The sequence below is a fragment of the Planktothrix sp. FACHB-1355 genome, from assembly GCF_014748295.1.
Lineage (GTDB): Bacteria > Cyanobacteriota > Cyanobacteriia > Cyanobacteriales > Aerosakkonemataceae > Aerosakkonema > Aerosakkonema funiforme_A.
Genome location: NZ_JACJUP010000059.1, coordinates 1 through 12,187, shown reverse-complemented (window position 1 = coordinate 12,187; position 12,187 = coordinate 1). Strand labels below are relative to the sequence as shown.

Sequence of the window (12,187 nt, the reverse complement as noted above, 5' to 3'; positions counted from 1 at the left end):
GAGCAAAAGCGCACTAGGTCAATATTAGTTAACTTATCAACTACTTTAGGGATTCGAGAGCAAACTCCTGCGTTGATTAAGATGTAAAGCTTTTCCTCAAGATTCTCGCTTGATTTGAGAAAACTTCCTTTTTTACACAAGCGCTCTTAAAGCTTTAATAAAAATTAATTCAACTACTTGATTTTTAGGCAATACTCTAAACAGTTGACGATCTTACCTTGCTTTGTTCATACCTTATCCCGTACATGGTTTAATTGGGGAAGCGGTAATTGAAGCTGCCGATCGCGCCCTGTATCAAGCTAAACATGAAGGACGAAATTTGGTTAGAGTGTGTCTGCCAGTTTTACTTACTCGCTTGTTACTAGCTGAAAGTTGTTATAAACAGATTTACTAACTTTTGGGTAAATAAGGAGAAGTTTTGATGAAAATACTACTCATAGAAGACGATAGCGCCACGGCAGATATCATAATAGAAACACTGACAAATTATCATTGGATTGTCAAACGTGCTACTGATGGAGAGATAGGATTACAACTGGCACAAACTCAAGAATATGACTTGATTTTGCTCGATATTGGCTTACCCAAATTGGATGGTATTACTCTGTGTAAGCGACTTCGGAGTGAAGGGTATGAGAATCCCATCTTATTATTAACGGCAAAAGATAGTACAGAAGCTCAAGTGATGGGGCTGGATGCAGGAGCCGATGATTATATAATCAAACCGTTTAATATAGAGATATTATTGGCTAGAGTGCGGGCATTTGTACGCAAGGTAAAGACGTTACCAACGCTCGTAAATTATGAAAATATTCAACTTAATTCAGCAAATGCTGAGGTAATTTGTGAGGGAAAAACTTTGCCTCTCACGGCTAAAGAATATTGTTTATTAGAACTTTTTCTGCTCAATCCCAAACGTATTTATACGCGCCGATCTATTCTCGATCGCCTTTGGGATTTCGCCGAAGCACCAGGGGAGGAAACAGTTACTACCCATATTAAATGCCTGCGTCAAAAACTGAAAGCCGCTGGCGCGACAGATCCGATCGAAACAGTTTATGGGTTGGGATATCGGTTGCGATCGCCCCAAGTTGCCGCTTTACCTTCCCCTAAGACTCAAACAAATTTACCATCTAATTCTCCAACTGAAAAATCTGCTGCCGATCGAAAAGCCCAGGCGGTGACATCAAAAGTATGGAATCAGTTTAAAAGTAAATATGTCGAGCAGATTAAAAATTTGGCAGAACTAATAAATGTCCTCAATTCGGGAAACTTTTCGCCAGAACAGCACCAAGAGGCGACAAGTTTAGCACATAAATTGGTCGGTTCGTTGGGAATGTTTGGATTAATTGAGGCGGCGCAGCAAGCGAAACAGATTGAGCTTTTCTTGAGAGCAAATCCCTTACAAACGATACAAATTCAGGAAGCGATTAAATTAGTTCGTTTGTTGCAGCAAATAATTGAACAAGCCCAAACACAAGCACCCCCGAAAGTGCAGGCATCTCCACAAAGTCCCCCCTCAGATGCTTTATCCTCCCGAATTTTGATTGTAGACGACGACTTGGTATTAGCCGATCGCTTACGAATAGAAGCGATCGCTTGGAATCTTCAGGTAGAAATTGCTACCGATCTAAAAGTTGCTCGTCAGATGATCGCTCAGAGTCTGCCGAATATCATTTTGCTGGATCTCAGCTTTCCGGGCGCAGAAGATGGGTTGACTTTGATGGCAGAAATTCAGGGGCGAGTACCCAAAATACCTGTAATTATCTTTACAGCACGAGAAGATTTGCCCGATCGCATAGCTGCTGTTCGTTTGGGGGTAAGCGCATTTGTTCGCAAACCCCTCTCAGCCCAGGAAATTCTCAAAATTGTTACCGATGTGCTAAAGCAAAAGCCTCAACGAACTAGGGGCGATCGCGTTTTGATTGTCGATGATGACCCAGGCTTTCTCAATTCCCTATCAACATTATTATCCTCTTATGGTCTACAGGTAACAACCTCTGACCATCCCCAAGAATTTTGGCAAGTGTTAACTGCCTGTAAACCTGAAGTGCTAATTCTCGATTTAGAAATGCCTGAATTTGATGGCATTGAACTATGTCAAGTGGTGCGTGCAGACCCTCAATGGCAGCATCTCAAAGTAATAATTTTGTCAGCCCACACGGAAACGGATACGATCGCCAAAGCTTATGCTGTCGGGGCCGATGCCTACATCAGTAAGTCTATACCGGGAACGGAATTGGCCACCCAAATTTTATACCGTCTCCAGAGGTGGTGATATGATTGCCGATCGTGGTAAAAATGCTTAAAAATAAGCTAACAACTCCAATACCAGAAAAAGCATTATGAAAAAGAGAGCGTATCGCCTGTTACTGCCCTACATAGTGGCGATCGCCTCTACGGGAATCGCCCTGCTGCTCACACTCTGGTTAGAGCCGTTAATGAGCCGGACGATCGGCGCGTTTTTCTATATCGCCGTAATTGTGAGTACCTGGTATGGCGGCATTCGTCCGGGTTTTGTAACCGTTGTGCTATCAATATTGGCACTCAACTATTACTTTATTCCTCCACTGCGCCAGTTCTGGGGAACAACTCCCGATGATGTGTTGCGATTGGGCATTTTTACTGTAGTTGCTCTCATGATTGCTTTTATTGGTGGAGATTTGCAGGAAAGCAAACGCAAAGTCGAACAACTCAGTCGGAAATTGCAGCAAGAGAGTGCCGAACGTCTAAAAACAGCTCTAAATGCCGCCCAAATGGGAATGTGGGATTGGGATATAGTAACGGGGAAAATTACTTGGTCGCCGGAACATGAAATGTTATTAGGTTTAGCGCCTGGTAGTTTTGATGGTAGGTATGAAACCTTTGATGCTTGTCTTTATCCTGAAGATCGAGAAGGGTTAGAAAAGGCGATCGAACAATCCTTAAACCATCGCATTCCCTATCAGCATGAGTACCGAGTTGTTTGGGCAGATGGTAGCGTTCACTGGGTTGAAGGACGGGGAAAAGCTTTTTATAACGAACAGGGGCAACCTGTGCGAATGTCGGGAACGATTATGGCGATCGATGCCAGAAAAGAAGCTGTAGAGAAGTTGCTCGCAACTTCTCTACAGCTGCGACACCAATTTGAGCAACAACAATTGGTATCACAGATTACACAACGCATACGAAATTCGCTCAATTTACCAGAAATCCTGCAAACAACAGTAGATGAAGTGCGGGAATATCTGAAAACCGATCGCGTAATTATTTTTCAATTTACCCCGGCTTGGGGTGGAACGATCGTAGTTGAATCGGTGGCAGATGAATGGATGCCGCTTTTACCGCTCCAGATTTTCGACCCTTGCATAGGAGAAGAATATGTCGAACCATTCAAAAAAGGCTTAGTTACAGCTAAATCTGATATTTATAATTCCGGTATTAGTCCCTGTCATGTTGAATTCCTGGCACAATTGCAGGTAAGAGCAAATTTAGTAGTTCCCGTGATGAAGGGCGATCGATTGTGGGGGTTACTGGCTGCCCATCACTGCGAAGCGCCTCGCCAGTGGGAAGAGTCAGAAATCGACCTCTTACAGCAATTAGCCGCCCAAGTTAGCATTGCGCTTCAGCAATCCGAGTTATTTCAACAAGTACAAACAGAACTGGCAGAACGCAAGCAAGCCGAAGCCGCGTTGCGAGAAAATGAAGCTCTCCTGCGATTATTTGTCCAGTATGCGCCTGCTGGTATTGCTATGTTTGACAGGGATATGCGCTATATGATGGCAAGCCAGCGCTGGGTAGATGAATATAACCTGATTTCCCTTGAATCCCTGATTAATCGATCGCACTACGATATCTTTCCCGAAATTCCCGAACAATGGCGACAAATTCATCAACGCTGTTTGGCTGGCGCGATCGAGAAATGCGATGACGATTTGTTTGTGCGGGCAGATGGAACTCAGCAATGGATATCCTGGGAGATTCACCCCTGGTATACTGCTACAGGTGAAATTGGTGGCATTATCCTTTTTTCTGTTGATGTTACTAAGCGCAAACAGGCAGAAGTAGCCTTACAGGAAAAGCAAAATCAGATTCAGCAGCAACTAGCTGAAATTGAAACTATCTACCATTCTGCACCAATTGGGTTGAGCGTTTTGGACAGCGAACTCCGCTTTGTCCGAATTAATCAACGATTGGCAGAAATAAACGGGCTTCCTGTTGAAGCACATATCGATCGCACGGTGCGTGAGATAGTACCCAATCTGGCTGATAGTGCCGAACAACTATTGCACTCTGTCTTAGAAACGGGGGAACCTGTTCTCAATGTAGAAATTATTGGGGAAACACCAGCGCAACCGGGTGTACAAAGAACCTGGGTAGAGAGTTGGTTGCCCTTAAAGGATAGCGATCGGATTATCGGTATTAATATCGTTTGCGAGGAAATCACCGATCGCAAACAAACTCAACTTGCCTTAGAACAATTAAATGCCGAACTTGAGCAAAGAGTGGTTGAGCGCACCGCAGAACTGACTGTCGTTAACGATCGCTTACTAGAAGCTTTATTAGAACAACAACATACTCAATCCCTATTATCAGAAAAAGCGCAATTGTTAGATTTAGCTCACGACACGATCGTGACCCTGGATTTGAATTTAGTGATTACTTTCTGGAACCAGGGGGCAGAAAGAATGTATGGTTGGACTCAATCCGAAGCCTTGGGAAAAGAATCTTATCTTCTTTTGCAAACTCAATTTCCCCAACCATTAGCAGAGATTCAAGCCCAATTGTTTGAACGAGGCTACTGGGAAGGAGAATTAATAGAGCGCGATCGCAATAATCAATCCCTAATCGTAGCTAGCCGTTGGGTAGTGCAGAAAGACGAAATGGGTAGACCGATCAAAATCCTCAAAATAAATAACAACATTACTGCCCGTAAACAAGTAGAAATTGCCTTGCAAAAATATGCTCAGGAAGTTGAAGATCTTTACAATAATGCGCCTTGTGGTTATCATTCTTTAGATGATGATGGGGTAATAATTCGGATCAACAACACAGAATTGAATTGGTTAAGCTATACTCGTGAAGAGATTTTGGACAAAAAGAAATTTATCGATTTAATTACCCCAGAGAGTAGAAAAATTTTTTACGAGAACTTCCCTATATTTAAGCAACAGGGTTGGATCGATAATTTAGAGTTTGAGATGATCGGTAAAGACGGGACAAGCCGCTGGGTAAGCATAAATGGTACTGCAATTAAAGATGAAGCCGGAAACTTTTTGATGAGTCGCTCTACCCTGTTTGATATTAGCGATCGCAAACGCATTGAAAAAGAACGTAACCAAGCAGAAGCGCTTCTAAGAGAAAGTGAAGAACGCCGCCGCCTAGCACTGGATTTAACCCATATCGGCTTCTGGGATCTACACCTGCCCAGCGGCAAAATCTTCTGGAATGACAATCACTTCACCTTACTGGGTTTAGTTCCCGATCGAATTGAGCCAAACTACGAACTTTGGCGCAGTCATATTCACCCGGACGATCTCGGCTGGGTTGAACCTCTGTTTATGGAATCGATCGCTAACCACAACGATTATGCTGCTGAGTATCGGGTAGTTCATCCCAACGGTTCTCTACATTGGTTGATGGGACGAGCTAGGGCAATTTACGATGAATTGGGACAACCTTTAAGATCGATCGGAGTGCTGCTGGATATTAGCGATCGCAAACTCATTGAAGAAGCTTTGCGTCAAAGTGAAGAGATATTTCGCTCTCTCAGTGAGTTCTCTCCCATCGGCATTTTCCTCAGCGACGTTGCAGGTAAATGTATCTACAGCAATCCTTGCTATCAGAAGATTGTCGGATGCACGAATGAGGAAGCATTGGGAGATGGTTGGAAAGAATTTATTCATCCCGACGATCGCGAATGGATGTTTCAATATTGGTCAGATGTAGTAGCCGCAGGTAACGAAGGATTATTTAACGAACTGCGCTACCAAGACCGTCAAGGGGGTGTTCGTTACAGTCAAGTAAGAACCGCACCAATTAAGTCAAGCGATGGCACAATTATTCTTTTTGTGGGAGTTGTAGAAGATATTACCGAACGGCGCAAAATTGACCAAATGAAAAAAGAATTTATTTCAGTGGTCAGTCACGAACTAAGAACGCCTTTAACTTCAATTCGCGGTTCTCTAGGATTGATTGCTGGTGGCGTGTACGACAAAAAGCCGGAAAAAATGAAGCAAATGATCGACATTGCCGCTAGAGAAAGCGAACGCTTGGTGCGTTTGGTCAACGATATTCTCGACTTGCGGCGATTGGAATCGGGACAAGCAAAATTCAACTTCCAGCCGTGTGCTGCTAGCACCTTAATTCAGCAATCGGTTAATGTGATGCGCTCTCAAGCCGAACAAAACCATATTACTCTGTCGAGCGTGCCTTCTGAGGTAGAAGTTTGGGCAGATCCAGATGCGATCGTACAAATCCTCACTAATCTCCTCAGTAATGCCATTAAATTTTCCGCTATAGAGTCAACAATTACCATCAGCGCCAAACTAACCCAGAAAGAAGGCCCTTCCTACGGGGTTTTCTCTGTCCAAGACCAAGGTCGCGGCATTCCAGAAGATAAGCTGGAAGCCATCTTTGGACAATTTCAGCAAGTCGATGCCTCAGACGCTCGTGAAAAAGGCGGCACTGGCTTAGGGCTGGCTATTTGCCGTAATATAATTGAACACCACGGTGGTAAAATTTGGGTAGAAAGTGTGTTAAACGAAGGCAGCACATTTTATTTCACTCTTCCTTTAGGGAATGCGGAAAAAACCTAAAATCTAAAATCTAAATTCAAATGAGCAAACGAGTTCTAGTTGTTGATGATGAACCAGATATTCGAGCAGTTATCCAAGGATGCTTGGAAGATATTGCCGGATGGGAAGTTTTGACAGCAAACTCCGGCGAACAAGGATTGCAAATCGCCGGAACACAAGAACTAGATGGCATTTTGATGGATGTTTCGATGCCAGGAATGGGGGGGCTAGAGGCATTGCAAAAACTTCAGGAAAATGCCAGCACCGAAACGATTCCTGTGGCACTGCTGACGGCTAAAGCCCTAACAGAGGAGCGAGAACAATTTGCCAGTCTCACTATTGTTGGCTTGATCGTGAAACCCTTTGACCCGATGACCTTAGTAGAGCAGGTCGCCAGCGTGTTTGGTTGGGAATCTTAAATTGTTATAACTTCAGCAGTTCTTCATAATTCAGTTTTATGTTAGAGAAAAATGGCTCTAATAAAAAAAATTAATGGGTAAAAATATGAGAGCAACTGCGACTGATGAGGTTAGATATGCAATGAATAATTGCGGCAAATTAGTCGAAATTAGTCCAATATTTCAGGATGGAGCGGTATCTATGGCAACTAAGCGTATTTTGGTTATTGACGACGAACCCGATGTTCGGGCAATTGTCCAGGGATGTTTGGAGGACATTGCTGGGTGGGATGTCATTACAGCAGGATCGGGTCAAGAAGGTTTAGTGAAAGTAGTTACAGATAAACCTGATGCGATCGTTCTGGATGTAATGATGCCGGGAATGGATGGACTCGCCTTCTTGAAAGAGTTGCGAAATCAGCCAGAGGGTCAATCTATTCCCACCGTTCTTCTGACTGCAAAAGTAAGGCTTGACGAGCCGGAAATTTTGTCAAAACTGGGTATAGAAGGAGTTGTTTCCAAACCCTTCGATCCCTTTATGTTAACCGAACAGATAGCAGCCTATCTCGGCTGGGATATAGAAGAATAAGCATTGCAAACAAGCTAATATTAATTGCTTGCCTCAACTTTTTTGAAGGTATTTTGAAATGATTAATTTTAGTCAAAATACTGATGAACCAGCTAATATATTATTGGTTGACGATCGGCCACAAAACTTGCTGGCCTTAGAAGAAAGCCTGAGCGGACTGAATGCTAATTCGATCAAAGCTTCATCAGGCAATGAAGCTCTCAAACAATTGTTATGGCAAGATTTTGCTGCCATATTGCTGGATGTTCAAATGCCAGAAATGGATGGATTTGAAACAGCTAAATTAATCCGCGAGCGGGAACGAACGCGCCACGTACCAATTATTTTTTTGACCGCAGTTTATCACAGCGATGATTTTGTTTTTAAAGGATATTCGCTGGGAGCGGTGGATTATTTAGTGAAACCTATTTCTCCCAAAATTTTGAGAGCAAAACTTGTCGGCTTTATTAAGTTATTTGAAGCTCGAAAACGATTGGAGTTCCAGACTGCCCAATTAGAAATAAGCAGCCACAAATGGTATCAATTAAGTAATTCTCTGGAGAAAGAGCTTCAGAAACGTAATGCCGAATTACAACAAACATTAAAATTTGAGCTTACTCTCAAACATATTACAGATAAGGTTCGGGATAGTTTAGATGAAGCTCAAATTATCCAAACTGCGGTGCAAGAATTAGCGATCGGTCTCGATGCGTTGTGCTGCAATGCAGCGATTTACGACCGAAAAAAGCAAACTTCGACCATTACCTATGAATACTCTGTTGCTCTACCTTCTTACCGAGGTAAGGTGGTGGAAATCCAAAAGTTTCCAGAAATTTATCATCAACTTCAACAAAAGCAATCATTCCAATTTTGTTCTTTATTTCCCAATCCCAATCGTGGGCGAGTTGCCATCCTTTGTTGCCCAATTTATAATGGGGATGCCATAGGAGATTTATGGGTGATCGATCGTCAAGAAAGAGCATTAAATCCCTTAGAAGTAAGATTAGTAGAACAAGTCGCCAGCCAATGTGCGATCGCGATTCGTCAGGCACGACTTTATCAAGCTTCTCAAAGGCAAGTTGAAGAACTCGAAAAATTGAATCGTCTCAAAGATGACTTCCTCAGCACGATTTCCCACGAATTGCGAACCCCGATCTCTTCTATGCAAATAGCTATTCAAATGCTAGAAATTGAATCGGTACTTTCCGAAAAATGTCAGGATTGTTTAGCCCATACTCCTAGCAAAGCAGCAACTTATCTCAAAATTATACGTCAGGAATGCGAGCGGGAAAATAAATTAATAAGCGATATCTTACTGCTGCAACATCTAGAAGCAGGAACACACTCCTTAATGCCAACAGAAATAGGGCTGCAAGATTGGTTACTTCAAGTTATCGAACCTTTCGAGATGCGGGTACAACAGCAACGGCAAGTGTTAAATATTGAAATTGCTAGAGATTTACCAAAATTAGCGATCGATATTTTTAGTTGGGAACGTTTGCTCACCGAATTATTGACAAATGCTCACAAATACACTCCACCTGGAGAGAGAATTACCTTTAGCGCACAGATTTGCGAAAAATCAGAAGAACAAGACAAAGTTGAACTGGAAATTAAGGTGATTAATTCTGGGGTAGAAATTGCGATCGATCAACAATCCCGCATTTTCGATAAATTCTACCGCATTCCCAATAATGACCCCTGGAAATATGATGGTACGGGTTTGGGATTAGCTTTGGTAAAACGATTGGCAGAATACTTGGGAGGCAAGATCGGCGTTACCAGTATTGCAAACAATACTTGTTTTACACTGACACTTCCAGTTAAACAAATAATTGCTAAAAATCCTGAATTTTTGTGATTTTTTTCAATTCTTCAGCAAGCTTTGGTGAAACGATTAGTCAAATACCTGGGTGGCAAGATCGGCATTACCAGTCGCGCAAACAATACCTGTTTTACATAGAGGTTACTTATTCAAGAGTAAAAATAGTAAAAATTAAAGTTTTGTAACTTTTCCAGCACTTCATCAGTTCTTCAGAATTCACTACTAAACTCAATTTCGCGATCGCATAAATTACCCTTGTTTCCCAATTTGACCTATGGTAACCGCATCCCTTCCTCCCAACACCGAAGATCTCGATGTCTGTCAACTACTTGAAGTGTTGAATGCCTTCGAGAAAGGGGATTTCTCAGTGCGAATGCCGATTAATAAAACGGGGTTAGCGGGCAAAGTTGCCGACAAACTCAATGACGTTATCGAACGCAACGAACGCATGGTCAAAGAGTTTGAACGCATCAGTACGGTGGTGGGGAAAGAAGGCAAAATCGCGCAACGCGCCGTTCTCAACAATGCCAACGGTCAATGGCAAGATTCGATCGACTCCATCAATATGCTGATTACCGACTTGGTGCAGCCAATGGCAGAGACCGCCAGAGTGATCCGGGCGGTAGCAAATGGCGACCTATCCCAAGTAATTCCCCTAGATATAGATGGGAGACAGCTGAAGGGAGAATTCTTACAAACCGCGCAGACCATTAACACAATGGTGGAACAGTTGAGTTCTTTTGCCTCTGAGGTTACCAGAGTAGCGCGAGAAGTAGGCACAGATGGGAAACTGGGGGGTCAAGCTGATGTCAAGGGAGTGGCGGGGACTTGGAAGGATTTGACCGATTCAGTCAATTTAATGGCAGGTAATCTCACAGCACAAGTGCGGAATATCGCCGAAGTGACAACCGCAGTAGCTAATGGGGATTTGTCCAAGAAAGTCACGGTTGATGTGAAAGGGGAAATCCTCGAACTGAAAAACACCGTCAATATCATGGTGGATCAACTCAGTTCCTTTGCATCAGAAGTAACGCGAGTGGCGCGAGAAGTTGGCACCGAAGGCAAATTAGGAGTACAAGCGCAGGTGGCGGGAGTTGCCGGGACTTGGAAGGATTTAACCGATTCTGTAAATTCAATGGCAGGTAACCTCACAGCACAGGTGCGGAATATTGCTGAAGTGACAACAGCTGTAGCAAATGGAGATTTATCCAAGAAAGTCACAGTTGATGTAAAAGGGGAAATCCTCGAACTGAAAAACACGATTAACCGAATGGTGGATCAACTCAGTTCCTTTGCCGCAGAAGTAACCAGAGTAGCGCGTGAAGTAGGCGCTGAAGGGATTTTGGGCGGTCAAGCTGATGTCAAGGGAGTGGCTGGAACTTGGAAAGACTTGACCGAATCTGTGAACTTTATGGCTGGGAGTTTAACAGCCCAAGTGCGAAATGTGGCGGAGGTCACAACTTCGATCGCCAACGGAGACTTATCGAAAAAGATTTCCGTTAATGTCAAAGGAGAAATGCTGGAGTTAAAAAATATCATTAACTCCACCGTTGATAAACTAAACTCCTTTGCTTCTGAGGTGACGCGGGTAGCGCGAGAAGTGGGAACAGAAGGAAAATTAGGCGTACAAGCAGAAGTTAAAGGTGTAACGGGTATCTGGAAAGACTTGACCGATAACGTTAACTCAATGGCCAGTAACTTAACGGGTCAAGTGCGGAATATTGCGGAAGTCACGACCGCAGTCGCCAATGGTGACTTGTCCAAGAAAGTTACAGCAGATGTAAAAGGCGAAATTTTAGAGTTGAAAAACACGATCAACACAATGGTGGATCAACTCAATTCCTTTGCTTCAGAAGTAACTAGAGTAGCTAGAGAAGTAGGCGCAGAAGGGATTTTGGGCGGTCAAGCGGATGTCAAAGGAGTTGCCGGAACTTGGAAAGATTTAACTGAATCGGTAAATTTCATGGCAGGCAGTTTGACTTCGCAAGTGCGAAATATTGCCGAAGTGACGACAGCAGTAGCAAATGGCGACCTCTCCAAGAAAATTACTGTCGATGTCAAAGGGGAAATGTTGGAGTTGAAGAACACCATTAACATTATGGTGGATCAACTGAATTCTTTTGCTTCGGAAGTAACTCGCGTAGCCCGTGAGGTAGGAACTGAAGGAAAATTAGGCGTACAAGCGTTAGTGCCAGGAGTTGCCGGAACTTGGAAAGACCTGACCGATAACGTAAATTCAATGGCAGGTAATCTCACCTCTCAGGTACGGGGTATTGCCGAAGTGACGACAGCAGTAGCAAATGGCGACCTCTCCAAGAAAATTACTGTTGATGTAAAAGGGGAAATTTTAGAACTGAAAAACACCATTAATACGATGGTGGATCAACTCAATTCCTTTGCTTCTGAGGTAACTAGAGTAGCGCGAGAAGTGGGAACTGAAGGAAAACTGGGCGTCCAAGCAGAAGTTCGGGGCGTTGCTGGCACCTGGAAAGACTTGACAGACAGTGTGAACTCAATGGCAAGTAGTTTGACAGCACAGGTGCGGAACATTGCCGTTGTGACATTAGCGATCGCGAATGGCGACCTTTCTAAGAAAATTACAGTTGATGTCAAAGGAGAA

Annotated in this window: 7 protein-coding genes; all 7 read left to right on the top strand. The window is 43.4% G+C overall.

The window, feature by feature from the left end; genetic code table 11:
- The first annotated feature begins 223 nt into the window (after positions 1–223).
- On the top strand, positions 224–394 hold the full coding sequence (locus H6S82_RS05100; RefSeq protein ID WP_190467933.1) for a hypothetical protein: 171 nt from the start codon (positions 224–226) through the stop codon (positions 392–394).
- Positions 395–421: 27 nt separating this feature from the next.
- The gene (locus H6S82_RS05095) at positions 422–2,278 is read left to right on the top strand and encodes a response regulator (RefSeq protein ID WP_190467930.1); all 1,857 of its coding nucleotides are present in this window, start codon (positions 422–424) and stop codon (positions 2,276–2,278) included.
- 67 nt (positions 2,279–2,345) lie between these two features.
- Entirely contained in the window at positions 2,346–6,797 is a 4,452-nt protein-coding gene (locus H6S82_RS05090; RefSeq protein WP_190467927.1) for a PAS domain S-box protein, read from the top strand.
- A 20-nt stretch (positions 6,798–6,817) separates the two neighbouring features.
- Positions 6,818–7,195, top strand: a complete 378-nt coding sequence (locus H6S82_RS05085) for a response regulator (protein ID WP_190467926.1) — start codon at positions 6,818–6,820, stop codon at positions 7,193–7,195.
- Positions 7,196–7,280: 85 nt separating this feature from the next.
- Positions 7,281–7,763, top strand: coding sequence for a response regulator (locus H6S82_RS05080; RefSeq protein WP_242056830.1), 483 nt, complete (start codon positions 7,281–7,283; stop codon positions 7,761–7,763).
- 58 nt (positions 7,764–7,821) lie between these two features.
- Positions 7,822–9,603 (top strand): response regulator, encoded by a 1,782-nt coding sequence (locus H6S82_RS05075; RefSeq protein ID WP_190467919.1) that lies wholly within the window; start codon positions 7,822–7,824, stop codon positions 9,601–9,603.
- Between the two features lie 238 nt (positions 9,604–9,841).
- Positions 9,842–12,187 (top strand): HAMP domain-containing protein (locus tag H6S82_RS05070; RefSeq protein ID WP_191056053.1); only part of this gene is annotated, 2,346 nt, incomplete at its 3' end.

Coding starts and splice junctions, on each gene's coding strand:
- H6S82_RS05075 (WP_190467919.1), top strand. CDS start 7,822: ATGATTAATTTTAGTCAAAATACTGATGAACCAGCTAATATATTATTG.
- H6S82_RS05080 (WP_242056830.1), top strand. CDS start 7,281: ATGAGAGCAACTGCGACTGATGAGGTTAGATATGCAATGAATAATTGC.
- H6S82_RS05085 (WP_190467926.1), top strand. CDS start 6,818: ATGAGCAAACGAGTTCTAGTTGTTGATGATGAACCAGATATTCGAGCA.
- H6S82_RS05095 (WP_190467930.1), top strand. CDS start 422: ATGAAAATACTACTCATAGAAGACGATAGCGCCACGGCAGATATCATA.
- H6S82_RS05090 (WP_190467927.1), top strand. CDS start 2,346: ATGAAAAAGAGAGCGTATCGCCTGTTACTGCCCTACATAGTGGCGATC.